We start from the raw sequence: 25,492 nt of genomic DNA, 5'->3' as shown, positions 1-25,492 counted from the left end.
CTACCCAACCGGGCACCGCTTCGCCGGTCGCGTGCCCGCCTTCCGCCCGCCTGACACAATCTGCCTGCCGCCATCCGCCTTTCGTTAGTGGACCCCGTCATGCCGCCCGTCCCGCCAGAGCGTTCCGCGTCCCTCGCCCCCGCCCGCCCGGTCGCGCTGGTCACCGGGGGGGCCGTGCGCATCGGCCGGGCGATCGGGCTCGCGCTGGTGACAGCGGGCTACGATCTCGCCATCCACGCCCGCCACGAACTGCCGGAATGCGCCGCGCTGGAGCGGGATGTCGCGGCGCTGGGCGGGCGGACCGCCTGCCTTTACGGCGATCTCGACGACCCGGCGGTCGTCGCCCGCCTCGTTCCCGATGCGATGGCGGCGCTCGGCCCGGTGGCGCTTCTCGTCAACAACGCCTCGGAATTCCGTGACGACGCCATCGGCACGCTCGACCTTGCGCAGTGGGATCGCCACTTCGCGGTCAATCTGCGCGCCCCGGTCTTCCTCGCCGAATCCCTCGCCACCCATCTGCCGGAGGGCATGGCCGGCGCGGTGGTGAACATCCTCGACCAGCGCGTGTTGAAGCCGGTGCCGCGGCACCTCTCCTACAGCCTGACGAAATGCGCTCTGCACGCCGCCACCGCGATGATGGCGCAGGCGCTGGCGCCGCGGCGCATCCGCGTCAACGCGGTGGCGCCCGGCCCCACGCTGCGCAACACCCGGCAGGACGCCGGGGCCTTCGCGCGACAGAGCGCCTCGGTGATGCTGGGCCGCGGGCCGAGCCCGGAGGAGATCGCGCAGGCCGTGCTCTTCCTCGCAGCCGCGCACAGCGTCACCGGGCAGACGCTGGCGGTGGATGGCGGCCAGCATCTCGCCTGGCAGACCCCGGACGCGACGGGCGAGGAGTAGCCCCTCAGCGCCGGCTGTCCGCCAGCGTATACCAGCCGATGCTCGCCACCACGACCAGCGCGCCGGCGAGTTCCACCCCCGTCACGCTCTCGCCCAGCAGCAGCACCGCCAGCACCATGGTCACCACCGGGCTTATGGTGCCGATGGTGGCGTTCGCCTGCGCCGAGATACGCTGCAGCGCCGCGTTCATCAGGAAGCTCGGCAGCACCGTGGCGCCGAGCGCGAGCGTCAGCCCGATGGCCCACATCCGCCCGTCTACCGCCAGCGCGCTCACCGGGCGCAGCGCGAGGAACTGGCCGAGCGCCACCATGGCGGCCGCCGTCATGGCGATGCAGGTGAAGATGGGCGCGCCCATGCCGGCAATCAGCGGCCGGGCGCAGAGCTGGTAGAGCGCGAAGCTGACCGCCGCCATGAGCACCAGCACCGTGCCGCGCACCGTATCGGTGCCGGAAACGCTGAGGTTCTCGGCGAAGATCAGCGCCAGTCCGGCATAGGCGACGGCGAAGGCGACCAACGCCCGCCGCCGGACCGGAAGGCCGAACAGCACCGCCCCGAACAGCACCACGAACAGCGGATAGGTGAACAGGATCAGCCGTGCGAAGGAGGCGGAGATATAGGTGAGGCCGAGAAAATCGGCATAGGACGAGAACCAGTAGCCGAGCATGCCGACGCCAGCCGCCTTCGCCAGCGCCATGCCGCGCGGCAGCCGTCCGCCCTGCCGCACCACACGCCCGGCGGCGAGAAGCCCGATGACCAGATAGAAGGGCAGCGACAGGCCCATGCGCAGCGCCAGCAGGGTCTCCGCGTCGATGCCCGCGGCATAGGCGATCTTGACGATGACGCTCTTCGCCGCGAACAGCGTCGCCCCGGCCAGCGCAAGCCCGTAGCCGGCCAGCGGAAGCGCCGGAGCGGAAGGGGCCGGGCCGGACGTTGCACGATCGCCGGACGTTGCTGCGCTGTCGCTGGACATGGAGAACCTCACCTCAGGGAGAGAGGCAGGCGGACGGGCATCGCACAGGCTGGGGAAACGATCCGGCGACGCTGGCGTCCGCGTGCCGGTGGAGAGCCGATCGACCGCGCGATCAACAGCCCGCCCGGACGCAGGACGCGCCGGTAAGCCGAAGACGAAGCAGGTGCGAAGAAGTGATCATGCCCCCGCGCTTAGCACGCCCTCGCCCGCCCCACAATCCGCAGCCGCGCCCGGAGCTGCCGCCCGATCCCCCGCGATCCCCCTGTCGCTCGGCGCCGCGAATCCCTATTTTCGGCGCGCATGACAGTCCGCGATCCCCTCACCCCACCCGACGATCTTCCGGACAGCGAGCTCGACGAGACCGCCGATCTCCAGGACGGCCTGCTCGACGAGGCCCTGCTCGCGCTCGACGACACCGATGCCGATGGCGCCGTCAGCCCCGGCTCGCTCGCCACCGGGCGGGCGGCGATCGCGGCGGCGGTGAAGCACGCCCCGTCCGGCGCCGGCGTCTACCGCATGCTCGATGCCGAGGACACGGTGCTCTATGTCGGCAAGGCCAAGAGCATCAAGCGCCGCATCATCGCCTATACGCGCCCGACCGGCCTCACCAACCGCATCGCCCGCATGGTGTCGGCCACCGCGCGGATGGAGTTCGTCTCCACCGGCACCGAGCGCGAGGCGCTGCTGCTGGAAGCGAACCTCATCAAGCAGCTGCGCCCGCGCTTCAACGTGCTGCTGCGCGACGACAAGTCCTTCCCCTACATCCTCATCACCCGCGACCATGACGCGCCGCAGATCACCAAGCATCGCGGCGCCCGCTCGCGGCCGGGCGATTATTACGGCCCCTTCGCCTCGGTCTGGGCGGTGAACCGCACCATCAACGCGTTGCAGAAGGCCTTCCTCGTTCGCTCCTGCACCGACAGCTTCTATGAGGGCCGCACCCGCCCCTGCCTGCTGTTCCAGATCAAGCGCTGCGCCGGCCCCTGCACCGGCGAGGTCGACCACGCCACCTATGCCGAATATGTGCGCGAGGCGCGCGACTTCCTGTCCGGCAAGAGCCGTTCGGTGAAGGAGCAGCTGGCGAAGGAGATGCAGGCCGCCTCCGACGCTCTCGAATTCGAGCGCGCCGCCGCCCTGCGCGACCGCCTCGCCGCGCTTTCGGCTGTGCAGGGCACGCAGGGCATCAATCCGCGCTCGGTGGAGGAGGCGGACGTCTTCGCCATCCACCAGGAGGGCGGAGCCACCTGCGTGCAGGTGTTCTTCTTCCGCACCGGGCAGAACTGGGGCAACCATCCCTATTATCCGCGCGCCGACCGCTCGCTGGAGCCCGGCGAGGTGCTCGGCGCCTTCCTCGCCCAGTTCTACGAGGACAAGCCCTGCCCGCGCCTCATCCTGCTCAGCCATCCGGTCGAGGATGCCGAACTGCTGGCGGACGCCCTGTCCGAACGGGCCGGCCACCGGGTCGAGATCGCGGTGCCGCAACGCGGCGAGAAACGCGAGCTGGTGGAGCATGCGGCCCAGAACGCCCGCGAGGCGCTCGGCCGCAAGCTCGCCGAGACCGCCAGCCAGGCCCGCCTGCTCGACGAACTCGCCCGCGCCTTCGCCCTGCCCGGCACGCCGCGGCGCATCGAGGTCTACGACAATTCCCACATCATGGGCACCAATGCGGTGGGCGGCATGATCGTGGCGGGGCCGGAAGGATTCGCCAAAAGCCAGTACCGCAAGTTCAACATCCGTTCGACCGACCTCACCCCCGGCGACGATTACGGCATGATGCGCGAAGTGCTGAACCGCCGCTTCGCCCGGCTGCTGAAGGAAGCGCCGCGGGCGGGCACAGGCACGGCGACAGTGGCGACGGGAGAGGCTGCGGCGTCCGGCGCGGTGGCAAGCACCGACCCGGTCGCCCCCATCGCCGAGGCCCCTCACCCCACCCATCTCCCCCACGGGGAGAGGGGGGCCGCGCCCGGTTCAGTAGCGGCGCGGCGGCACGGTGAAGCGGAGGACGAAGCGCGAGTGGCCGGCACGGCGGGAGCGGAGGCGGACGGGCTGGCGGAGGCGGCCGATGCCGTCGATGGCCGCTCCGAGCATGCTCCTGATTCCATGGCCTCTTCTGCCCATGGCGCGCGGTCCCGGTACGGCGCGGCTCCCCCTCCCCGTGGGGGAGAGGGCGGGGATGAGCGGCACAACACTCCGGTTAGTGAGCGGGACAAGGCGCCGGCCTCAGAGGACGCCGCCGACGCGCCCGCCCAGGCTTCCTTGCCCGCCCAGGCCTCCTCGCCCGCCTCCCGCGACCCGGACGACCTCACCGGCTGGCCGGACCTCGTGCTGATCGACGGCGGGCAGGGCCAGCTCAAGGCGGCGGCGGAGACGCTGGCGGCGCTCGGCATCACCGACGTGCCCCTCGTCGGCGTCGCCAAGGGACCGGACCGCGACGCCGGCCGCGAAACCTTCTTCATGGCCGGCCGCACGCCTTTCCGGCTGGAACCGCGCGATCCGGTGCTCTATTTCGTCCAGCGTCTGCGCGACGAGGCGCACCGCTTCGCCATCGGTTCGCACCGCGCCCGCCGCAAGAAGGACATCACCCAGGCCGGCCTCAGCGAGATCACCGGCGTCGGCCCGACCCGCAAGCGGGCGCTGCTGCACCATTTCGGCACGCTGAAAGCGATCGAACGCGCCTCCCTCACCGACCTCGCCGCCGTGCCGGGCGTCAACGAGGCCACGGCCCGCGCGGTGTATGATTATTTCCACGCGAAGGGGGGCTGAACGTTATTCCCGCCGCAGGGCCGGGATGACGCGTCGCCCCCCTCGCCTCCCGTGACCGAACCGCCTCATCACCCACGGTCGCCACTCCTCCGTCTTCCCATGGTAACCGCGCTCCCCGGTCATCCCACGGTCGCCGTCCTCCCTCATCCCGGCCGCAGGCGAAGCCGGAGAGCCGGGATCGGGGACGACCGGGTGGACCTTCTTCATCTGCGGCAGCGAGCGGCGGTGCCCATGCGCCCGGAAGCCTGGACGATGCCGGCTCTGCGCTGCGCTCCGGCCGGATGACGGTGGATGGACTGAGGATGACGGGCTGAGTCGGATGAAGATGGGGGAACCCGCTCCTTGGGCGGTACGGCAGCGGAGCGCCCGGATCGTTACCTCTTCCGCATCCCGCCTCACCCCCTTCGACAGCCCGCCGCGCCCCTCACCACTCCTGCCCCGCCGAATCGTCGCCACGCCCCATCAACACCCCGTCCATCACCGGCCTCCCATCCGTCCTCCCTCCCAGCCGCCTCGCCGCACATCCGCCGCTCTCGCCTGCCACCCTGCCCACCTTTCCCGAGGCTGCGGCGCTTTCTGCCGCGACTTTGCATTGACGGGCGCACGCCGGGTGGCTACGTCCCTGAGATCGGAGCCGGACGGACCCATGGTCGACGCCACCACGAGCCGCACTGCAACGCCCGAGGCCGAACCGCTGAAGCGGGGCCACGCGCTCGCATTGCCCAATCTGCTCACCTATGGGCGCTGCATCGCCGTACCCCTGCTGGCGGCGTGCCTGTTCTGGGCGGATATCCTCGACGGCGGCATCTGGCTGCGCTGGCTCGCGCTCGGCGTCTACATCGCCGCCGCCATCACCGATTTCTTCGACGGCTACCTCGCCCGCGCCTGGCACCAGCAATCGGCCATTGGGCGGATGCTCGACCCCATCGCCGACAAGCTGCTGGTCTCCACCTCGCTGCTGATGATGGCGTCCGACGGCACCATTCGAGGCTGGTCGCTCTGGGCCGGCATCGTGATCCTGTGCCGCGAGATCCTTGTCTCCGGCCTGCGCGAATTCCTCGCCGAGCTGCGGGTGAGCGTGCCGGTCACCCGCCTCGCGAAGTGGAAGACGGCGACGCAGCTCATCGCGGTGGGCGTTCTGCTGGCGGGACCGGCGGCGGATCTCATCCTGCCTGGCACCACCCTCACCGGCATCGTGCTGCTGTGGGTCGCCGCGCTGCTGACGCTCTACACCGGATGGGACTATTTCCGCGCGGGCGCCCGGCACCTCATCGATGAGTGAGCGGCGATGAAGATCCGCTATTTCGCCTGGGTGCGCGAGCGTGTCGGCGTCGAGGCCGAGGAGATCGAGCTGCCCGCCGGCGTCGCGACGCTGGCCGACCTCGCCGCCTTCCTCGCCCGACGCGGCGAGAATTACGCCCACGCCTTCGAAAATCCCCGCGTCGTGCGGGCCGCCATCGACCGCGTGCACGCCAGGCCCGAAGCGCCGATCGCCGGGGCGCGCGAGATCGCCTTCTTCCCGCCGATGACCGGCGGCTGAAGCCGGGGGCCGGCCATGTTCACCGTCCGCATCCAGAGCGCGCCCTTCGACGCCGCATGCGAGGCCGCCGCCCTTTCGGACGGGCGCCAGGATGTCGGCGCGCTGGTTACTTTCACCGGGCTGTGCCGGGCCGACGACGCCGCCCCCGAGGCCGGCGGCCGGCTGGTGGCGCTGACGCTGGAACACTATCCCGGCATGGCGGAGGAGGAAATCGCCCGCCATGTCGAGGAGGCGCGCCGCCGCTGGCCGCTGATGGGCGCAACCGTGATCCACCGGCACGGCCGCATCGTGCCCGGCGAGCCGATCGTGCTGGTGGTCACCGCCTCGGCGCATCGCGGCGCGGCGTTCGCCGCCGCCGAATTCCTGATGGACTGGCTCAAGACCAGCGCCCCCTTCTGGAAGCAGGAGGAACGCGAGGCGGCGACGGGCTGGGTGGACGCAAAGGCCGCCGACGACGACGCGGCGGGGCGGTGGGACCCGCTTCCCTGAAGCCGCGGCTTGGGTGCCTGCCGAGCGACGCGACGCTCAGGCTGCGGGAGCGGTGCGATCATCGGCGGCAGACCCGAAGGCGAGGCGCAGCGCATGGCGGCGCACATCCTCCGGCCATGGCGCCATATGGCTTTCCATCCGCGGGCGATCCCCCGCGAACAAGGCGCGGGTCGCCTCCTCATAGCCCGGCAGGTCGCCGGCGATAGCATGCAGGAAATGATAGGCCGCATCGGGCGCCGCCCGGCCGCTGTCCTGCGCGCCCTCGCTGCGCTGGGCCTGGTCCACGAGACGGCGCAGCGCCGCCGAGGCGCCGCCGCGCTGGTGGCCTAGCCAGTCCCATTGCCGCGGCAGCAGTGTCACCTCCCGCGCCACCACCCCGAGCTTCGGCCGGCCCCGCCCGGCGCTCGGCGTCTCCGGCGGCCGAAGCTCGGCATGGTGGCGCGCACTCTCCAGCCGCGCAACGATCTCGGCATCGCTGCCCCTCAGGTCGAGGTCGATGACGCGCCCGGTCGTATCGTCGAACACCAGCGGCATCTCCCCCGCTCCGCTCCCGGCCGCCTTCACGGCGACGGCGACGGCATCCAGAGGGCCAGCGGCGACGAGGCGGGTGCCGAGGAAGGCGGTGGCGCGGGGCAGAGGGGAAGCTAGTCTGGCGGACATGGGACGCACTCCGTTGACGAGGTGGCCATTAATACCCGGATAAATTTATCCGTCAATATCGCCCGGGTATAATTCCCTCACCGTCCGCCTCAAACGCAAAAAGGCCGCCCGGAGGCGGCCTTTCGCGTTTCTCGTGCCCGAAGACGACGGCTCAGGCCGCCTTCTTCTTCGGCTGCACCTCGGCCATGTAGTCCTCGAACAGGGTCTTGGTGACCTGCCCGGGCTGGAAATGGATGCCGTCGATCTCGGAAACCGGCGTCACCTCGGCGGCGGTGCCGGAGATGAAGCACTCCTGGAAGCCCGGCAGTTCGTCCGGGGTGATGCGGCGCTCCTGCACCTCGAAGCCGCGGCGCTTGGCCAGCTCGATCACGGTCTGCCGGGTGATGCCGTTCAGGAAGGCGTCGGCCAGCGGGGTGTGGATGACGCCGTCCTTCACGAAGAAGATGTTGGCGCCGGTGCACTCGGCCACATAACCGCGCCAGTCCAGCATCAGCGCATCGGCGAAGCCCGCGCGCTCGGCGGCGTGCTTGGAGATGGTGCAGATCATGTAGAGGCCGGCCGCCTTGGAGGTGGACGGGGCCGTCTGCGGGTCGGGGCGGCGGTACTTCGCATTGCCGATGCGGATGCCCTTCAGGCGCTCCTCGGGGTCGAAATAGCTCGGCCACTGCCACGCCGCGATGGCGAGGTGGATCTTGTTCTGCTGACCGGAGACGCCCATCATCTCCGAGCCGCGCCACGCGACCGGGCGCAGATAGGCGTCGGTGAAGCTGTTCTTCACCAGAACCTCGCGGCAGGCGGCGTTGATCTCGGCCACGCTGTAGGGAATCTCGAAATCGAGCAGCCGGGCGCTCTCCTTCAGGCGGGCGGAGTGCTCGTCGAGCTTGAAGATCTCGCCGCCATAGGCGCGCTCGCCCTCGAACACGCAGCTGCCATAGTGCAGGCCATGGGTGAGCACGTGGATCTTGGCATCGTTCCACGGCACCATGGCGCCGTCATACCACATCCAGCCGTCGCGTTTGTCGAAGGGCTCCGCGGACATTTCATGTCTCTCCAAATCCGGCCGCCATCCCCCGTCCGAGGGGTGCCGGCCCGCCAGTCTCCCCGGCGCTGTGTGTGTTGGGTCTTCCGGCCGCCCCGCTGGAGCGGGATGCTTTGCCTCGCGGACGAAGTCCCGTTATCGTTCAGCCCTGTCTTTACGAGAGAGCCACCGGTCGACGATCCAAGGGCCGAAGTGCGGCACAGCCGAACGATCCTTTCGTCGAACAGGACATCTGGGTAACGATCATAACGAAAAAAGTCAACATGGCTGACGTAAATGTCTCACCCGCCCAGCGCGCGGCAGATCCCCCCGCACCGCCGCAGGCGCGATCCATCGAGGGTGCGCCTGCGGCTCCGCTGGTCGACATCATCGAGCTTTTGTTCTTTGCCTATAGGAACTTCGTCAGCGACCCCGACGAAATCCTGGCGCGCTACGGCTTCGGCCGCGCCCATCACCGGGTGCTGCATTTCGTCCACCGCCACCCTGGCATGCGTGTAACGGACCTCCTCGACATCCTGCGCATCACCAAGCAGAGCCTGGGCCGGGTGCTGCGCGAGCTGGTGGACCAGGGCTTCATCGACAGCCGCGCCGGTTCGTCCGATCGCCGGCAGCGCCTGCTCTACCTCACCCCGAAGGGCGAGGCGCTGGCGCGCGACTTCATCGCCCTGCAATCGGCGCGCATCGAGCGGGCGCTTGCCGAATGCGCCGGCCCGGACGGCCGGATGGCGGACGCGAAGGCCAATGCACGCCGCTTCCTCGTCTCGATGATCGACGCCGAGGACCGCGGGCCGATCGAGAAGCTCATCGCCCGCGCCGAATCCGCGGCCGACCCAGCCCGTGCCGCCCTGCTGCGCCCGCCGGCCCGCCCGCGCGGCGCCGGCTGAGGAGTTCCCATGCTCACCACCGCCGACCCGCAATCGGGTCCGAAGCTCGCCGACGACGCGCCGCATCTCCTGATCGTGGATGACGACACCCGCATCCGCGATCTCATCTCCCGCTTCCTGTCCGACAGGGGCTATCGCGTCACCACGGCGGCCTCGGCGGCGGATGCGCGCGGGCGGCTCGCCGGGCTGACCTTCGACCTGCTGATCCTCGACGTGATGATGCCGGGGGAATCCGGGCTGGAGCTGGCCCGCTTCGTGCGCGGCGAATCCCCCGTGCCGATCCTGATGCTCACCGCCCGCTCCGAGCCGGCGGACCGCATCGCCGGACTGGAGATCGGCGCCGACGACTATCTCGCCAAGCCCTTCGAGCCGCGCGAATTGCTGCTGCGCATCGGCAACATCCTCAAGCGCTCGGCGACGCCCCAGCCGCAGGCGATCGAGAGCGTGCGCTTCGGGCCGTTCCTGTTCCATGTCGGGCGCGGCGAGCTGACCCGGGAGGGCGAGGCGGTGCGCCTCACCGACCGCGAGCGCGACATGCTGCGCGTGCTGAGCGAACGGCCCGGCGACACCGTGCCCCGGCAGGCGCTGGCCGCTCCCGGCGCGGGTGTCGGCGACCGGGCGGTGGACGTGCAGGTGAACCGGCTGCGCCGCAAGATCGAGCGCGACCCTGCCAACCCGGCCTATCTCCAGACCGTGCGCGGCTCCGGTTACCGGCTGGTCGTCACCCCGTGAGCCTCATCCACGGCCAGCGGCCCGGAGGGCCGGGCACCAAGGGGCGCACCGCCCTGCAGCGGCTGGCCGCGCCGCTCGCGGCAAAACTGCGCCTCTCGCCGCGGCCCTCTCCTGCGGCGCAGGCTCGGCTGGACGATCTCGCGGCAAAGCTGCGTCTTTCGCTGCGCCCCTCTCCCGCACTGCAGGCCCGGTTCGACGCACTGGCTCTGAGGCTGCGTCCCCCGCAGGACCGGCTGGACCGGATGAAGGCGGCGTCCGACGTGGTGACAGAGCGCATGCGCCGGCAGAACGACCGCTTCGGCGCCTGGTTCAACCGGGTGATGCCGAAGGGGCTCTATGCCCGCTCGCTCATCATCATCGTCACCCCCATGGTGTTGCTGCAATCGGTGCTGGCCTTCGTCTTCATGGAGCGGCACTACAATGCGGTGACGCGCCGGCTCTCCGCCGCGGTCTCGCAGGACATCGCCGCGGTGGTCGATCTCGCCGCCAGCTTCCCTACCCAGGCCGACCAGGACCGCATCCGCCAGATCGCGCAGGATCGCATGGGGCTGACGGCCGAATTCCTGCCCGGCGAGCGCCTTCCTCCGCCCGGCCCGAAGCCCTTCTTCTCCATCCTCGATTCCAGCTTCACCGCCGAGCTCGGCAAGAGGATGCGGCGCCCCTTCTGGACCGACACGGTGGGCAATTCCAACCTCATCGAGGTGCGGGTCCAGCTCGACGATTCGGTGCTGCGCATCTTCGCCCGCCGCAGCCAGGCCTACCTGTCCAATTCGCTGATCTTCCTCGTCTGGATGGTCGGCACTTCGCTGGTGTTGCTGGCGGTCGCCATCCTGTTCCTGCGCAACCAGATCAAGCCAATCGAAGCGCTGGCGGACGCGGCCGAGGCGTTCGGCAAGGGGCGCGACGTCATCGGCTTCCGGCCGCGCGGGGCGCGCGAGGTGCGCGGGGCGGCCCGCGCCTTCCTGGAAATGAAGCGGCGCATCGAGCGGCAGATCGAGCAGCGCACCATCATGCTCGCGGGCGTCTCCCACGACATGCGCACCATTCTCACCCGCTTCAAGCTGGAGCTCGCCTTCCTCGGCGACGGGCCGGAGGTGGAGATGCTGCGCAAGGATGTGGACGAGCTGCAATCCATGCTGGAGGCCTATCTCGCCTTCACCCGCGACGACAGCGGCGAGCCGACCGTGCAGGTCGACATGGCGAAGATGCTGGACGACATCCGGCTGAACGCCGAGCGCACGGGGGTGGAGGCAACCGCCAGCTTCCGCGGCAATCCGCTGGTAACGGTGCGGGCGGACGCCTTCCGCCGCTGCATCGGCAATCTCGTCGCCAATGCCGGCCGCCACGGCGACCGCGTCGACATCACCGGCACGCGGGACAATCGCTGGCTGGTGGTGAGCGTGGACGATGACGGCCCCGGCATCCCCGCCGACCGGCGCGAGGACGTGTTCCGCCCCTTCCTGCGCCTCGATGATGCCCGCAATCAGGACGCCGGCGGCTCTGGCCTCGGGCTCACCATCGCCCGCGACGCCGCGCGGGCCCATGGCGGCGACATCACGCTCGGCGACAGCCCGCTGGGAGGGCTGAGGGCGAGCGTGCGGATTCCGGTGTAGGTCTGCTGCCGACCGCGGGAAGGCGATGCGCCGGCCGCCGGGCCATGGTAAAATCCGCCATGGCAGCGCAATGGGGGCATGACGATGACCTCAGCCAATGAAGAGTGCTTCCAGCAGCCCCATTGGCTCATGCTCGCGCGGGGCCTCCATGTCGATCGCTGGCTCGATGACGGCCAATGGGTGGGCACCGGTGGCATCGAAATGCCCCGGGCGGTCCATCTGCGGACGGGCCAGCGCTACTTCCGCTTCGCCAGCAGCGCTGCACCGGCCGCCCAGGTCGCCGGCGGCTGGTGGATTGATTTCGAGAATTTCAACACGATCTCGAGATTCCACGAAAAGAACGAGATGAGCCTCACGGAGGCCGCGCGGCTCTTCCTGGCGCTGCCTTATGATTGGAGCCGCGTCGACCGTCTCGTCAGCGCGATATTGGAGGTTCCTCTGAAGGCCTATGCCGGTGCCGGAAAGCCCGTGCGTCCGGTCGACCACGAGGATTCGCACATCGGCTATGGACGTTCGGGCAAGGGGCAGATCCCGGAAGGCGCGTCATCATGGGTGCCGCAAAAGCATGGCGGCGTGACCCAGCTCCACATACCGGGCCTGTATGTCAAGCGGGAGGATCATTCGGCCCGCCAGCTCTACGAGATCGCATTTCCCCACCCCCGGATCGAGAGCATCGTTAGCGGCCGGGTGCGTATCTGACGCCGGACGGCACGTCGCCTAGGCACCCTCAGAACAGCCGCGCTCCGTTCGGCACATCGCGCTCCGGCTGCATCAGCACCACGTCGCCATTCTCGTCCGGGAAGCCGAGGGTCAGCACCTCGGACATGAATTTGCCGATCTGGCGCGGAGGGAAGTTCACCACCGCGGCGACCTGCCGGCCGATGAGGTCCTCGGCGGCGTAATGCACCGTGATCTGCGCCGAGGATCGCTTCACGCCGATCGAGCCGCCGAAGTCGATCAGCAACTTCAGCGCAGGCTTGCGCGCCTCCGGGAAGGGCTCGACCTGGATGATGGTCCCTGCGCGGACATCTACCTTGAGAAAATCGCCGAACTCGATGGTTTCGACAGGGGTCAGGCTCACGTCACATCCTCTCGTCGCGGACAGGGCCCTTCCCGATCGGGGATATCCCGACCGGCAGGAACGTGCCCGCCGATTCACAGCATTCGGGAACGCCCGGCTTCAGATCGCCGCCGCCGGCGCCTGATCCTCCGGTCGCACCCGCCCCATGCCCCGGCGGCGCCCGCGGCAGCTTGCCACCCGCGCGACCCCGCACAGCAGGCCGAGCGCACGCTCGCCCTTGGCGAGTTCGCGGTCAAGCTCCGCCATGGTACGGGCGAGGCCCGGATCGGTGTCGGTGACGAAGGTGCGCAGCACCCGGGCGAACAGCACCGCCAGCCCCTGGGCCCGCACCGTTCCCTTCAGCCCGGAGTTCTCGATCCGGGCAGCGGCGAGCATCCATTGCTGCGAACGCACCGCCATCCGGTTGAGGCCGAGCGCGAGCATCGGATTGCGTCGCATGGAGCGGGCGAGCGAGCCGATTGCCGCCTTGTGCGGGGCGAGCGCGTCGAGCCGGGCCATCAACACCTCGAACAGCCGGTCACGGCCGGTCGATTCGATCTCATCGTCCATCTCACTGGACTGATCGGCCTCGGTCGCGGCGAGCACTTTCGCGTCCGTCGCCCTCACGAATCCGGCCAGCATGTCAAAGGTCGATCCGAAGCTGGAGCGCAGCTCGGAAAGGCTCACCCCCGCCCGTCCGGCGACATCCGTCAGGCTGATCGTCTCGAAGGATCGCTCCGCCAGAAGACCCAGAAAAGCCTCCAGTATCGCCTCGCGGCCGGCGGGCGAACCGGCCGGGGAACGGACATCGCTGTCGGTCATGAGAACCTCCATCGCATGCGGACATGCCTTCCAAGGTAGGCACCGGCGCGGGCGGGTGAAGGGCTGCCCCCTCACAAACCCGCGCGCCGCCTCACTTTTCTACCTGCACGTCAGCCCGCCAACTCGCGCGAACGCCGCGCCGCCGCCGCGACCGCCTCGGCCAGAAGCGGCCCGAAGCCGCGATTCGCGTCCATCAGGACAGCGAGCGCCGCCGCCGTGGTGCCGTTCGGCGAGGTCACGTTCTGCCGCAGCACACCCGGCTCGATGCCCGAACGCGCGATCAGCTCGCCGGCGCCTGCGACCGTTTGCCGTGCGAGACGGTCGGCAAGGTCGGCGGGCAGGCCCGCAGCCGCTCCAGCCTTCGCCAATTCCTCAGCAAGAAGAAAGACATAGGCCGGACCCGAACCGGAGACGGCGGTGGCGAGGTCGATCATGTCCTCGTCCTCCACCCATTCCACCCCGCCGGTCGCGCGCAGCAGCGCATCGGCGATCCTCCGCTGCACATCGGTCACGGCATCATTGGCAACGGCCACCGTCACGCCACGCCCGATCGCCGCCGGGGTGTTGGGAATGGAGCGCACCACCGCGGTGCCGGCCGGAAACACGGATTCGAGAAAGGCCAGCGTGCGCCCGGCCATCACCGAAACCACCAGCGTATCTGCCCCGGCAAGCGGGGCGACTTTCGCCAGAACCTCAGGCGCCACCTGCGGTTTCACCGCCACCACCATGACCGAGGGCGGCCCGCCATTGAGGGGGTTGAGCGCGACGCCACGGCCTTCCAGCAGCGCCGCAACCTCCGGCGGCGGGCCGGGATCGATCACCGCCGCCTTGGCCGGATCAAGCCCGAGGCCGAGCCAGCCTTCAAGCATGGCGCCGCCCATCTTGCCGGCGCCGACCAGCAGCACGCGGCCCGGAATGTCGGAAAGCACGGGCATTCGGTTCCCTCCTCATGGAACGGCGCGAGGAAGGTGCCGGAACGTCGGCGGCTCAGGCCTCTCCGACCGTTTCGAACAGCACCGCGTCCATCGCCTCGCGCGCCGTCTTGCCCGCCCATACGACGAATTGGAAGGCAGGGAAATAGCGTTCGACGGCAGTGACCGCGCACTCCATCAGCGCCTCGCATTGCTGGTCGGTGGCTTCCGCACCCGCCAGCAGCAAGGCGTGGCGGAACATGATCACGCCCTCCTTGGACCAGAGGTCGAAATGGCCGATCCACATCTGCTCATTGATGAGCGAGAGAAGCCGGAGCACCTCGGTGCGCCGCTTCTCCGACACCTTCAGATCGAAGGCGCAGGCCACATGCAGCGCCTCGATCTCGTCCATCCACTGGAACGAGACATGACAATCCGTCCATCGCCCGTCGAGGGAGATGGTGATCTCGTCTTCCGTCGAACGCTCGAAGGACCATTCATTGAGCGTGGCCATGCGCTCGACCAGATCGAGCGGATGGAGCCGCGTCTCGGACTCAAAGTCAGTATAGGTCATGCTCGACCTCGCGAGGTTTGGCGCGGAGTGGGTCGACGGCACGTAACGCAACAGTCTGCCCGACGATGGATTGGACAATAGAATCAATCCGTTCCGAATCATCCGACAAGCAAAGGGTATCGCGCTGAATCCCTACCTCGCTACGACCATTATGAGTGGCCCCCGATCTTTTCGAACGCGGCATGTGGAAGCATCAGGCCAGCACATAGCGCGGAAAGGAGCAGGCGCCACCATGATAGTGGCGGGATGGCGGTTTCGGATCCGCCACCCTCCTGCGTGGATCAGGCTGAGGTGGCCGGAGAGGCGGCCTCGATCTTCGCAAGTCGCGCCTCGAGCTCGGCCACGCGGGCGGCGAGACGCTCGCTCTCCTCGCGGGCAGCGGCGGCGAGATCGCGAACCGTGTCGAATTCCTCGCGCGTCACCACGTCGAGTTCGCGCAGGATGCGCTCGGCCTGGGTGCGCATCACGTTTTCCGCCTCGCGCCGGACACCGGTGGCAACGCCCGCCGCATCGTTCATGAGGCGCGCGAAATCATCGAAAATGCGGCCGGTGGTCTGGGTCATGGTCTCTCTCCGGTCCCGGCGGCGGCCAAGGTGGTCCGGCGGCATACAGCAGCCCACCTTCATCCGGGACGATGGCGCGAGAATGGGCATTCGCCTGCCCGCGCGCAAGGGCGGCAGGCCGCGTCCTCCCGCATTTCGCGCGCGAACCGGCTTCGCGCGTCTTGATCCGGCCATCCGACGCGGGCAAGAGCAGGCATGGGGAGCTCGGGCCGGCGAGGGTCGCGTCGCGACGCCTCGCCCGGAACGCCTCCGACCGAAAGGCCGCCCATGCCGCTGTTCGTCCTGCCTTTTCCCAGCATAGATCCGGTGCTGATCGCCTTCGGGCCCTTCGCGATCCGCTGGTATGCGCTCGCCTATATCGCCGGGCTGATTCTCGGCTGGTGGCTGGCCAAGCGACTGTGCGAGCGCGATGGACTGTGGGGTGGCAAGGCCGCCATACCGCCGGAGGCCTTCGACGATGCCGTCGTTTGGATCGCCTTCGGCGTCATCCTCGGCGGACGCATCGGCTATGTGCTGTTCTACAATCTCGATTATTACCTGCAGAATCCGATAGCCGCGCTCACCGTCTGGCATGGCGGCATGTCGTTTCATGGCGGGTTCCTCGGCTCGATCCTCGCCATGGCGCTGTTCTGCCGCCGCCGAGGCCTCCCGCTGCTCTCCATGCTCGACATCGCCGCCGCCGTGGTGCCGATCGGCCTGTTCTTCGGCCGCCTCGCCAATTTCATCAATGGCGAGCTGTGGGGCCGGACCAGCGACGTGCCGTGGGCCATGGTGTTCCCGACCGGCGGTCCGCTGCCGCGCCATCCGAGCCAGCTCTATGAAGCCGGCCTGGAAGGTTTGCTGATGTTCCTCATCCTGATGATTGCCGCGAAGCGCGGTGCGCTGGCGCGGCCGGGCCTCATAGCCGGGCTGTTCGTGTTCCTCTATGGTTGCGCCCGCATCACGGTGGAATTCGTGCGCGAGCCCGATCCGCAGCTCGGCTATCTCTATGGCGACTGGCTCACCATGGGCATGTTGCTGTCGCTCCCCATGCTCGCGCTCGGCGCGAGCCTGATGCTGCGCGCCCGCTCCCGCCCCGCGCGCAGCGCGGCAGGCGCCTGATGACGACGCCGCTCGGCACGCGCATCGCCGCATTGATCGAGGCCGGCGGCGCGCCGCTGAGCGTCGAGGATTATATGCGGCTGTGCCTGCTCGACCCCGTGCACGGCTATTACACGACCGCCGAACCCTTCGGCCGATCAGGCGACTTCATCACCGCCCCCGAGATCAGCCAGATGTTCGGCGAGCTGCTGGGCCTCTGGGCCGCGGATGCGTGGATGCGGCTGGGCAGCCCCTCGCCCTTCATCCTCGCCGAACTCGGCCCTGGCCGCGGGACGCTGATGAGCGATGCTCTGCGGGCGACCCGCATCGTGCCGGGTTTTCGTGAGGCGGCGCGGATCGTGCTGGTCGAGGCCTCGCCCCGCTTGCGCGAAAGGCAGGCGCAGACGCTGGCGCCGGAGGTCGCGCATGTCGGGGTGGAGTGGGTGCAGCGCATCGAAGAGCTGCCGCAAGGACCCCTGATCCTGCTCGCCAATGAGTTCATCGACGCCCTGCCGGTGCGCCAGTTCGTGCGCACGCAACACGGAATCGCCGAGCGGATGGTCGGCATCGATGGTCGCGGCGGTTTGCGCTGGGGGTTGGTGCCCTCTCCCGCGCGGCCGGACGTGGTGGCGCGTCTTGAGACGGCCGAGCCGGGCGCGGTGCTGGAGATCTGCCCGGCCGGCGAAACCGTGGCGGCCGTCATCGGTGCGCGGATCGCGCGCGATGGGGGCGCGGCGCTGCTGGTGGATTACGGTCATGCCGGGGGCTTCGGCGACACGCTGCAGGCACTGTGGCGACAGGCCCCGGACGAGCCTCTCGCTCATCCCGGCGAGGCCGACCTCACGGCCCATGTCGATTTCGCCGCCCTCGCCCGTCACGCGACCGCGGCCGGCGCCCGCGCCTTCGGCCCGATCGGCCAGGGCGAGCTCCTGCTGCGCCTCGGCCTCGCCCGGCGCGCCGAGCGTCTGGCCCGCAACGCCGACGCGATGACGCGGGAGGCTATCGCAGCAGCCGCCAACCGTCTCGCCGGCTCCGGCCCGGAGGGCATGGGCGAGCTCTTCAAGGCGCTCGCGCTGGTGCATCCCTCCCTGTCCGAAATCGCCGGATTCGCCACCGGCGAAGCGTTCGCAGACACCGCCATCGCTGCCCGAGGAGACGTCGGATGAAGATCGAAGCCCCCACCCTCAGCGCCCTGCCGGGCATCCGGCACGCTTTCTTCACGCGTGAGGGCGGTGTGTCAGGCGGCATCTATGCCGGGCTAAATGCCGGCGTCGGCTCGCGCGACGTGCCCGAGCATGTGGCGGAGAACCGTTCGCGCATGGCCGGTGCCCTCGGCGTGCCGCAGGAACGCTTCCTGACCTGCTACCAGATCCACTCGCCGGACTGTCTCGCCGTCGATGCTCCCTTCGCCGAGCGCCCCCACGCCGACGCGCTCGCCACCGCGACGCCGGGCCTCGCGGTCGGCATCTCGATCGCCGATTGCGGGCCGGTTCTGTTCGCCGACCCCGTGGCCCGCGTCGTCGGCGCTGCCCATGCCGGCTGGAAGGGCGCGGTGGGCGGCGTGCTCGAAGGCACGCTCGCGCGCATGGAGCAGCTTGGCGCGCGGCGCGCGAACGTCATCGCGGTGATCGGTCCGCTGATCCGCCAGCCGAGCTATGAGGTGGGCCCGGATTTCATCGGCCGGCTCACGGAGGTGGATTCAGCGAATGGCCGGTTCCTCGCTCCCTCGGAAAGGCCGAACCATGCCATGTTCGACCTGCCCGGCTACATCGCCGACCGGCTTCGGGCGGCAGGCGTGGGAACGGTGGAGGATCTCGGCCTCGACACCTATTCCGACGAGACGCGCTTCTTCAGTTATCGCCGCGCGACGCATCGGGGCGAGCCCGATTACGGCCGGCAGATCGCCGCCATCGTCATCGAGTAGGGGCACACCCTACACCTTCTCCCCGTCCTTCCCGCGAAAAGGTTAACGAGGGCGCCTGGTCACCGATGTCGCCCGCCAACGAAAAACGCTTATTTTTCCAAATGTTGCCGGCGCCAATGCCGTATCGCAGCGGCATGCCGGCGCCCCCTGCACCCTCTGGACCTGTCGGGGAAATCAGCTTAACCATTCCTTAACCAAGGACCACCCGCGCCAAACGGGCGGTGCCGACCTTGAGGAATGGTGCATGACGATCCTTTCCCGCGGCCTTGTCATCCCGGTATGCGTGGTGCTTTCCGCCTTCGCACTGGCCGGCTGCCAGACCACCGGTGGACCGGTCGCCAGTGCGGATGCCCCCCGCGCCACCAACATGAGCGCCGGCCCGACCGCCGCAGGGGCGCCTGCCGGCAATACAGTTGCATTCGAATCGATCGACGGTCCTCCGCAGCCGGTCTTCACCAAGCTCGTCAGCAGCCTCAACTCCGAGGCCGGCTCGCATCGCGTGCAGATCGTTTCGCGCGACGAACCTGCCACCTATCGCGTGCGCGGCTACCTCGCCGCCAGCGTCGAGAACGGCAAGGGCACGGTCGATTGGGCGTGGGATGTGTTCGACGATGCCGAGCGCACCCGCGTGATGCGTATTTCCGGCTCCGAGCCCGTTGCCAGTGGTGACGTCTGGGACGAACTCGACCAGAACCAGCTCGACCGGATCGCCGCCCAGAGCATGGACGAACTGTCGCGCCGGCTGAGCGGCACCGCCGTCGCCAGCGCCGAACCCGCGGCGCCCGCAGAAGCCGAGACGCCGCCGACGGAAGGGGAAAGCGCTGCGCCGGCCGCCGAGGATGCGGCGACTTCCCCCGCCACAGCCGCGAATGACGAGGCCGCCCCGGCCGCCCCAACCCGTGCCACGCCAGCGGGCACCACCACTCGCGCGTCGACCACCCGTGCTGCCCGCAGCGCGTCCGCGGCCACAGGCGGCAATGGCTATGCGTCCCTTGCTTCCACGGGCGGAAATCTCGCCTTTGCACCCGAGCACGAATGACGCGCGTATCGTCATGCGCCGGGCCGCTCGCGCGGCAGTCCTGCCAGCCTGCCGCGTGACAACGACCGCCTGCTGCGGCTTCCCCGGCTTTACAGCGCGGGCCTGCCCGCCTATCAGGGCTCCCTGACGGGTGTAAGACAACCCGCCAACTGATAGGACGGCTTGGAGCGCGCCGGAATGTCCAGCAATAATGGATCGATCAAGATCGTCGCCGGCAACGCGAATCGGCCGCTGGCCGAGGCTGTCGGAGCGTATCTGTCCACGCCTTTGACGCAGGCCGTGGTCCGGCGTTTCGCCGACATGGAGATCTTTGTCGAGATCCAGGAGAACGTGCGCGGCAAGGACGTGTTCATCGTCCAGTCGACTTCGTTCCCCACGAACGACAACCTGATGGAGCTGCTCATCATCACCGATGCGCTGCGCCGTTCCTCCGCCCGCCGCATCACCGCGGTGCTGCCCTATTTCGGCTATGCCCGTCAGGATCGCCGCTCGTCCGGCCGTACCCCGATCTCGGCCAAGCTGGTGTCGAACCTCATCACTCATGCCGGCGCCGACCGCGTGCTGACGGTGGATCTGCATGCCGGCCAGATCCAGGGCTTCTTCGACATCCCGACCGACAACCTCTTCGCCGCGCCGGTGATGGTCGCCGACATCAAGTCGCGCTTCGACCTGTCCAACATCACCGTGGTATCGCCCGACGTCGGCGGCGTGGTGCGTGCCCGGGCGCTGGCCAAACGCATCGATGCCCGCCTCGCCATCGTCGACAAGCGCCGCGAGCGCCCCGGCGAGAGCGAGGTGATGAACGTCATCGGAGATGTCGAAGGCACGCGCTGCATCCTCGTCGACGACATCGTCGATTCCGGCGGCACACTGGTGAATGCCGCCGATGCGCTGCTCGCGCGCGGCGCCAAGGAGGTCTACGCCTACATAACCCACGGCGTGCTCTCGGGCGGCGCGGTGGCGCGTGTCACGGCGTCGAACCTCAAGGAACTCGTCATCACCGATTCGATCCAGCCGACCGAGGCGGTCCGGGTGGCGCGCAACATCCGGGTGATCTCGATTTCCTCGCTGATCGGCGAAGCCATCAGCCGCACCGCGCATGAGGAAAGCGTCTCCGGCCTGTTCAATTGAGGAGCTGGCGTTATTGCCATGCAGCATTTGCATGGCGATCGTCAAAAGCGAAACCGGATCAGGGTAATGACTCGGCAGTTCGCGGCCGAAACGGCCTGACACCGCCTTGATCTCGCGATTTTTCACGGAAGCGTGCCTTGTTCGGTCCATCTTTCGTCGCGAGTCTGTTGCCTCGCCAACGAACACGATGGAGGCCCGATGCAGCACTCCGAGCTGCCCGCCCTGCTGGTGCTCGCCTGCATAACCACCACTGGAGCCGTCCATCCGGCTCGCGCGCAGGCGCCCTTCGATCCCTGGACCGGGATCACCATTCCCGACCCTGTGCCCGACCCATCCGGCGGTGCAGACAGCGCGAGCCCCTACGAGCAGGCCGTCGAGAACGCGAATGCCGCGGCGATGGCTGATGCCGCCGGCGATCCACCGGATCTGACCGTGACCGTCTCGCCGCCGCCTCCGGACGAACAGGGTTCCGCGTCGGCCGAAGGCGGTCATGAGGCGGCGCCTGAACCGGCTGCGCCCGGAACGGTATGGGCGACGCTCGGCGGCGGAAGCGTGCCGAAGGTGAACTATATCGGGGCGACGCCAATCCAGCGGCTGCTGCAGAGCCGCGCGAAGAAGAAGGCGTCCGCCAGCCGCGACACGATCCCGACCGAGTTCGACTACCGGCACGGCGCGGCGAGCGTCAGCCTGAACACCAGCATGTCGGCCACCGCGCCGGTGTCCGGTTTCTCCTCCGCCACCGCCAGCAGCGGCAATGGCGAAGTGAAGGGACGGATCGACTACGCGCTCGACAATCTCGTCATCTATGGCAGCGGCAATGTCGGCGCGTCGGCGAGCACCGGCGTGTCGCTCTATGACGGCACCGCTGTCGGCACCACCTACAAGATGCCGCTGGCGATCTCGCCCGGCGATACGTTCGGCATGACGGCGGAACTCGCCAACCAGTCGAATGTGACGACCTCGATGGAGGTGCGCGGACCTCTCGGCCCGTTCGAGCGCTTCCTGTCGGTCGAACATGTGCGCACCATCGGCACCACGGGCACGGAAACCGTCAAGGCCGGACTGCTCGGCAAGTTCTGAGGGCTGCGAGCGTCCCGCATGCGCGCGCCGACATTGCCCCCGCACGGCTTTGCTGCTATGAGCCCGCGGGTTATCCGGCCTATCCGCACCCCTGGAGGCGCGCCGGCGACACTCGAAACTGCACCGCCTGACGGGCCGGGCCGCGCGAGCGGCCCTGTTGCGTTGGGCACGACCCATGAAGGATCAAGCCAATGACCGCCATCAAGGAACTGAAGGCGACGGCGCGCGCGACTGTCGGCAAGGGGGCCGCTCGTGCTGAACGCCGCGCCGGCCGCGTGCCCGCCGTGATCTACGGCGACGGCAAGGCGCCCGTCAGCATCTCGCTCGACTTCACCGAAATCAACCGCACCATCTATGCGGGCCACTTCCTCACCACGCTGTTCAACGTGGACGTGGACGGCACCAAGCACCGCGTCATCCCGCGCGACTATCAGCTCGACGTGCTGAAGGGCCTGCCGCAGCATGTCGACTTCCTGCGCGTCGCCACCGGCGCGACCCTGACGGTCGACATTCCGGTGCACTTCGCCAACGCCGAAAACGCCCCCGGCATCAAGCGCGGCGGCACGCTGAACATCGTCGCCCACTCGGTCTCGCTGAACGTTCCGGCCGATGCCATTCCCGAGGCGGTCACCGTCGATCTCGCGGCCGCCCAGCTCGGCGATTCGTTCCACCTCTCGGCAATCAAGCTGCCGGAGGGCGTGACCTGGGCCGGCCATGGCGACGATACCCTCGTCACCATCACCGCCCCCTCGGGCCTTAAGGAAGCCGAGGCGGACGAAGCCGCCGCTGCTGCGGCCGAAGCTGCGGCTCCGGCCAAGAAGTGATCTGACGTTCGGACCGGGAGACGCTGGTGTTCCTCTTCACGGGGCTCGGCAATCCCGGCCCGAAATATGCCGGCAACCGGCACAATATCGGCTTCATGGCGGTGGACGCGATCGTCCGCCGCCATCGCTTTTCGCCCTGGCGCCGCCGTTTCCAGGGGGCGGCCTGCGAGGGTGAGATCGCGGGAGAGAAGGTGCTGGCGCTGCTGCCCGAAACCTTCATGAACGAGAGCGGCCGCGCGGTCGCCGAGGCGCAGCGCTTCTACAAGATCGCGCTCGGCGACGTGGTGGTCTTCCACGACGAACTCGACCTCGCCCCTGCCAAGGTGCGCGCCAAGATCGGTGGCGGCAATGCCGGCCATAACGGGCTGCGCTCCATCACCGCGCATTGCGGCAACGACTATATGCGGGTGCGGCTCGGCATCGGACATCCGGGCGACAAGTCGCTGGTCATGCCCTATGTGCTGAACGACTTCGCCAAGGCCGAAGGCCCCTGGGTCGAGGCGGTCTGCGAGGGCTGCGCCGAACTTTCCGAGCTGCTGGTGCAGCGGCGGATCGACGAATTCCAGAGCCGGCTGCATCTCGTGCTGGAAGCGCGCGGCATCAACCCTGCCGCTCCGCATAAGATCTGACCCTTCCGCCGCCGGCTCATTCAAGACGCAAAGGCGGCGTTTGCCATTGCGATGCGGCGTCCGCCCCCTTAGGACGCTTCCTGACACGCACACCACGGAACTGACGGTTTAGCCATGGGCTTCAAATGCGGCATCGTCGGCCTGCCGAATGTCGGCAAGTCGACCCTCTTCAACGCGCTAACGCAGACGGCGGCGGCGCAGGCGGCGAATTATCCGTTCTGCACCATCGAGCCGAATGTCGGCGACGTCGCGGTGCCGGATCCGCGCCTCGATACCCTGGCGCAGATCGCCAGTTCGCAGGCCATCATACCGACCCGTCTTACCTTCGTGGACATCGCCGGCCTCGTGCGCGGTGCCTCGCAGGGTGAAGGCCTCGGCAACCAGTTCCTCGCCAATATCCGCGAATGCGACGCCATCGCCCATGTGGTGCGCTGCTTCGAAGACGGCGACGTCACCCATGTCGAGGGCAAGATCGCGCCGGTCTCCGACATCGAGACCATCGAGACCGAGCTGATGCTCGCCGATCTCGACAGCCTGGAAAAGCGCTCCGCCGCGCTGGAGAAGAAGGCCAAGGGCGGCGACAAGGAAGCGAAGGAGACGCTCGACCTCATGCAGCGCGCGCTGACGCTGCTGCGCGACGGCAAGCCCGCCCGCCTCGTCGACGTGAAGCCCGAGGAAGAGCGCACCTTCCGCATGCTCGGCCTGCTGTCCTCCAAGCCCGTGCTCTATGTCTGCAATGTCGAGGAGGCCTCGGCCAAGGACGGCAACCCCCTGTCCGCCCAGGTCTTCGAGCGCGCGCGCCAGGAAGGCGCGAAGGCGGTCGTCGTCTCCGCCAAGATCGAGAGCGAGATCGCGGTGCTGCCCCCCGAGGAGCAGACCGACTATCTCGAGGCGATCGACCTCGATGAGCCGGGCCTCAACCGCGTGATCCGCGCCGGCTACGAGCTCCTGAAGCTCGTGACCTATTTCACCGTCGGCCCGAAGGAAGCTCGCGCCTGGACCATCACCGCCGGCACCAAGGCCCCCGGTGCGGCCGGCGTTATCCATTCGGATTTCGAGAAGGGCTTCATCCGCGCCGAGACCATCGCCTTCGACGACTATGTGAAGGGCAAGGGCGAGGCCGGGGCCCGCGATGCCGGCCGGCTGCGGCTGGAAGGCAAGGAATATGTCGTCGCCGATGGCGACGTGCTGCATTTCCGCTTCAACACCTGAATGCCGCCCGGCGACTTGACGCCGGCAACGCTCTCCCGTGTGATCGTGCCCGGCGCCTTGCGCGTCGAAACCGAGCGGCGTCCCGTGAAGGACGCCGCGCCGCGGGGAGTTCACGTCGCGCATGATGTTCTGGGAAGACTTCCACGAGGGTCATGTTGCGACCTGCGGGCGCTATGTGGTCGGCCGCGAGGAGATCGTGGCCTTCGCACGGGATTTCGACCCTGCGCCCATTCATCTCGATGACGCCGCGGCGGAGGTGACCCCGCTCGCCGGCCTTGCCGCGTCCGGCTGGCACATCTGCGCCATCTTCATGCGCCTGCTGGCGGACGGCCTGCTCATCAAATGCGATTGCCTCGGCTCACCCGGCATGGAGGAGGTCCGCTATCTCCGTCCGGTTCACCCCGGCGCGGTGCTGAGCCTGCGGCGGGCCGTGCTGGAGACGCGCAGTTCAAAGAGCCGGCCCGACATGGGACTGGTGAAGTTCCGCTTCGAGCTCATCGACGGAACCGACGCCGTGGCGTGTGAACTCGTCGGCACCATCATGTTCGGCCGCCGCAACCCGGGAGCCCGGCTCGCATGAGATTCTTCGAGGATGTCGACGTCGGCGACGAAGAAGCGCTCGGCTCCCACACCTTCATGGCGCCGGAGATCATTGCCTTCGCCCGCGCCTGGGATCCCCAGCCATTCCATCTGGATGCCGCGGCCGCCGCCCGCACCCATTTCGGCGGGCTGGTGGCCTCCGGATGGCATACGGCGGCGATCTGGTCGCGCCTCCATGCGGCGGCCCAAGCGCGCCTGCATGGCCAGATGCGCGCCCGCGGCGAACGTGTGCCGCGGGTCGGCCCCTCCCCCGGTTTTCGCGACCTGCAATGGCTGAAGCCGGTGCATGCCGGCGACACGTTGAGCTTTGCCAGCAAGGTCACGGCGAAGAAGCCCAGCGCGAGCCGGCCGGAATGGGGCCTCGTCTTCAGCCACGAGACGGGCACCAATCAATATGGCCGGCTCGTCTTCGCGTTCACCAACTGCGTGTTCGTCGAACGGCAGGAGGCCTGAACA

The 25,492-nt window shown here is 68.7% G+C and carries 28 protein-coding genes; 20 read left to right on the top strand and 8 right to left on the bottom strand.

From position 1 onward, the window contains the following. Window positions 1–99 precede the first annotated feature (99 nt). Window positions 100–897, top strand: a complete 798-nt coding sequence (locus tag MWN34_RS07175) for an SDR family oxidoreductase (RefSeq protein ID WP_247028033.1) — start codon at window positions 100–102, stop codon at window positions 895–897. Between the two features lie 4 nt (window positions 898–901). Here MWN34_RS07175 and MWN34_RS07170 read toward each other — a convergent pair whose 3' ends face one another. After that, window positions 902–1,867, bottom strand: a complete 966-nt coding sequence (locus MWN34_RS07170; protein WP_247028031.1) for a DMT family transporter — start codon at window positions 1,865–1,867, stop codon at window positions 902–904. 300 nt (window positions 1,868–2,167) lie between these two features. Between MWN34_RS07170 and uvrC the strand changes: the two genes are divergently transcribed. From uvrC to MWN34_RS07150, 4 genes are all read left to right on the top strand, one after another. Next, entirely contained in the window at window positions 2,168–4,630 is a 2,463-nt protein-coding gene (uvrC, locus tag MWN34_RS07165; protein WP_247028029.1) for an excinuclease ABC subunit UvrC, read from the top strand. A 694-nt stretch (window positions 4,631–5,324) separates the two neighbouring features. Further along, window positions 5,325–5,912: a CDP-diacylglycerol--glycerol-3-phosphate 3-phosphatidyltransferase gene (pgsA, locus tag MWN34_RS07160; RefSeq protein ID WP_247028357.1), complete on the top strand. Its 588-nt coding sequence runs from the start codon at window positions 5,325–5,327 to the stop codon at window positions 5,910–5,912. 6 nt (window positions 5,913–5,918) lie between these two features. After that, the gene (gene moaD, locus MWN34_RS07155) at window positions 5,919–6,170 is read left to right on the top strand and encodes a molybdopterin converting factor subunit 1 (protein ID WP_247028027.1); all 252 of its coding nucleotides are present in this window, start codon (window positions 5,919–5,921) and stop codon (window positions 6,168–6,170) included. A gap of 15 nt (window positions 6,171–6,185) precedes the next feature. Continuing rightward, window positions 6,186–6,659, top strand: a complete 474-nt coding sequence (locus MWN34_RS07150; RefSeq protein WP_247028025.1) for a molybdenum cofactor biosynthesis protein MoaE — start codon at window positions 6,186–6,188, stop codon at window positions 6,657–6,659. Between the two features lie 36 nt (window positions 6,660–6,695). Here MWN34_RS07150 and MWN34_RS07145 read toward each other — a convergent pair whose 3' ends face one another. Together MWN34_RS07145 and MWN34_RS07140 are read right to left on the bottom strand one after the other, a co-directional pair. Then, window positions 6,696–7,319, bottom strand: coding sequence for a DUF2239 family protein (locus MWN34_RS07145; protein ID WP_247028023.1), 624 nt, complete (start codon window positions 7,317–7,319; stop codon window positions 6,696–6,698). Between the two features lie 151 nt (window positions 7,320–7,470). Then, window positions 7,471–8,358: a branched-chain amino acid aminotransferase gene (locus MWN34_RS07140; RefSeq protein ID WP_247028021.1), complete on the bottom strand. Its 888-nt coding sequence runs from the start codon at window positions 8,356–8,358 to the stop codon at window positions 7,471–7,473. A 263-nt stretch (window positions 8,359–8,621) separates the two neighbouring features. Between MWN34_RS07140 and MWN34_RS07135 the strand changes: the two genes are divergently transcribed. The 4 genes from MWN34_RS07135 (at window position 8,622) to MWN34_RS07120 (ending at window position 12,286) form a co-directional block, all read left to right on the top strand. Then, window positions 8,622–9,242 carry a MarR family winged helix-turn-helix transcriptional regulator gene (locus tag MWN34_RS07135; protein WP_247028019.1) on the top strand — a complete coding sequence of 207 codons (621 nt, stop codon included), beginning with the start codon at window positions 8,622–8,624 and terminating at the stop codon, window positions 9,240–9,242. 9 nt (window positions 9,243–9,251) lie between these two features. Next, the gene (locus tag MWN34_RS07130; protein ID WP_247028017.1) at window positions 9,252–9,974 is read left to right on the top strand and encodes a response regulator; all 723 of its coding nucleotides are present in this window, start codon (window positions 9,252–9,254) and stop codon (window positions 9,972–9,974) included. A gap of 242 nt (window positions 9,975–10,216) precedes the next feature. After that, window positions 10,217–11,587, top strand: a complete 1,371-nt coding sequence (locus MWN34_RS07125; protein WP_425532072.1) for an ATP-binding protein — start codon at window positions 10,217–10,219, stop codon at window positions 11,585–11,587. 78 nt (window positions 11,588–11,665) lie between these two features. After that, window positions 11,666–12,286: a hypothetical protein gene (locus MWN34_RS07120; protein ID WP_247028015.1), complete on the top strand. Its 621-nt coding sequence runs from the start codon at window positions 11,666–11,668 to the stop codon at window positions 12,284–12,286. 28 nt (window positions 12,287–12,314) lie between these two features. Here the strand turns inward: MWN34_RS07120 and MWN34_RS07115 are convergent, their stop codons facing one another. The 5 genes from MWN34_RS07115 to MWN34_RS07095 all read right to left on the bottom strand — a co-directional run bounded on the left by MWN34_RS07115 (window position 12,315) and on the right by MWN34_RS07095 (window position 15,517). Further along, a complete protein-coding gene (locus MWN34_RS07115) occupies window positions 12,315–12,668 on the bottom strand; it encodes a tRNA-binding protein (RefSeq protein WP_247028013.1) in 354 nt (117 codons plus the stop codon). A gap of 99 nt (window positions 12,669–12,767) precedes the next feature. Further along, a complete protein-coding gene (locus tag MWN34_RS07110; RefSeq protein ID WP_247028011.1) occupies window positions 12,768–13,469 on the bottom strand; it encodes a TetR/AcrR family transcriptional regulator in 702 nt (233 codons plus the stop codon). 110 nt (window positions 13,470–13,579) lie between these two features. Beyond that, window positions 13,580–14,404 carry a pyrroline-5-carboxylate reductase gene (proC, locus tag MWN34_RS07105; protein ID WP_247028008.1) on the bottom strand — a complete coding sequence of 275 codons (825 nt, stop codon included), beginning with the start codon at window positions 14,402–14,404 and terminating at the stop codon, window positions 13,580–13,582. Between the two features lie 52 nt (window positions 14,405–14,456). Beyond that, window positions 14,457–14,954, bottom strand: a complete 498-nt coding sequence (locus tag MWN34_RS07100) for a type III secretion system chaperone family protein (RefSeq protein ID WP_247028006.1) — start codon at window positions 14,952–14,954, stop codon at window positions 14,457–14,459. Between the two features lie 281 nt (window positions 14,955–15,235). Continuing rightward, window positions 15,236–15,517 (bottom strand): accessory factor UbiK family protein, encoded by a 282-nt coding sequence (locus tag MWN34_RS07095; RefSeq protein ID WP_247028004.1) that lies wholly within the window; start codon window positions 15,515–15,517, stop codon window positions 15,236–15,238. A gap of 267 nt (window positions 15,518–15,784) precedes the next feature. Between MWN34_RS07095 and lgt the strand changes: the two genes are divergently transcribed. The 11 genes from lgt (at window position 15,785) to MWN34_RS07040 (ending at window position 25,489) form a co-directional block, all read left to right on the top strand. After that, window positions 15,785–16,618 (top strand): prolipoprotein diacylglyceryl transferase, encoded by an 834-nt coding sequence (gene lgt / locus MWN34_RS07090; RefSeq protein WP_247028002.1) that lies wholly within the window; start codon window positions 15,785–15,787, stop codon window positions 16,616–16,618. Beyond that, window positions 16,618–17,763 carry a class I SAM-dependent methyltransferase gene (locus MWN34_RS07085; protein ID WP_247028000.1) on the top strand — a complete coding sequence of 382 codons (1,146 nt, stop codon included), beginning with the start codon at window positions 16,618–16,620 and terminating at the stop codon, window positions 17,761–17,763. Before lgt ends, MWN34_RS07085 begins: the two co-directional genes overlap by 1 nt. Beyond that, window positions 17,760–18,521: a peptidoglycan editing factor PgeF gene (gene pgeF / locus MWN34_RS07080; protein WP_247027998.1), complete on the top strand. Its 762-nt coding sequence runs from the start codon at window positions 17,760–17,762 to the stop codon at window positions 18,519–18,521. Before MWN34_RS07085 ends, pgeF begins: the two co-directional genes overlap by 4 nt. Before the next feature lie 244 nt (window positions 18,522–18,765). Next, window positions 18,766–19,560 carry a hypothetical protein gene (locus tag MWN34_RS07075; RefSeq protein WP_247027996.1) on the top strand — a complete coding sequence of 265 codons (795 nt, stop codon included), beginning with the start codon at window positions 18,766–18,768 and terminating at the stop codon, window positions 19,558–19,560. 177 nt (window positions 19,561–19,737) lie between these two features. After that, the gene (locus MWN34_RS07070; RefSeq protein ID WP_247027994.1) at window positions 19,738–20,691 is read left to right on the top strand and encodes a ribose-phosphate pyrophosphokinase; all 954 of its coding nucleotides are present in this window, start codon (window positions 19,738–19,740) and stop codon (window positions 20,689–20,691) included. A gap of 198 nt (window positions 20,692–20,889) precedes the next feature. Then, window positions 20,890–21,771 (top strand): hypothetical protein, encoded by an 882-nt coding sequence (locus MWN34_RS07065; protein ID WP_247027992.1) that lies wholly within the window; start codon window positions 20,890–20,892, stop codon window positions 21,769–21,771. Window positions 21,772–21,962: 191 nt separating this feature from the next. After that, window positions 21,963–22,595: a 50S ribosomal protein L25/general stress protein Ctc gene (locus MWN34_RS07060; protein ID WP_247027991.1), complete on the top strand. Its 633-nt coding sequence runs from the start codon at window positions 21,963–21,965 to the stop codon at window positions 22,593–22,595. Between the two features lie 26 nt (window positions 22,596–22,621). After that, entirely contained in the window at window positions 22,622–23,224 is a 603-nt protein-coding gene (gene pth / locus MWN34_RS07055) for an aminoacyl-tRNA hydrolase (RefSeq protein WP_247027989.1), read from the top strand. A gap of 114 nt (window positions 23,225–23,338) precedes the next feature. Next, window positions 23,339–24,436: a redox-regulated ATPase YchF gene (ychF, locus tag MWN34_RS07050; RefSeq protein WP_247027987.1), complete on the top strand. Its 1,098-nt coding sequence runs from the start codon at window positions 23,339–23,341 to the stop codon at window positions 24,434–24,436. A 121-nt stretch (window positions 24,437–24,557) separates the two neighbouring features. Beyond that, window positions 24,558–25,016 (top strand): MaoC/PaaZ C-terminal domain-containing protein, encoded by a 459-nt coding sequence (locus tag MWN34_RS07045; RefSeq protein WP_247027985.1) that lies wholly within the window; start codon window positions 24,558–24,560, stop codon window positions 25,014–25,016. Further along, window positions 25,013–25,489, top strand: a complete 477-nt coding sequence (locus MWN34_RS07040) for a MaoC family dehydratase (RefSeq protein WP_247027983.1) — start codon at window positions 25,013–25,015, stop codon at window positions 25,487–25,489. Before MWN34_RS07045 ends, MWN34_RS07040 begins: the two co-directional genes overlap by 4 nt. Window positions 25,490–25,492: the final 3 nt, after the last annotated feature.

The sequence above is a fragment of the Ancylobacter crimeensis genome (assembly GCF_023016805.1).
Taxonomy (GTDB): Bacteria; Pseudomonadota; Alphaproteobacteria; order Rhizobiales; family Xanthobacteraceae; genus Ancylobacter; species Ancylobacter crimeensis.
Note: the sequence above shows the minus strand (reverse complement) of the source record. Positions and strands in the feature narration are given on the sequence as shown.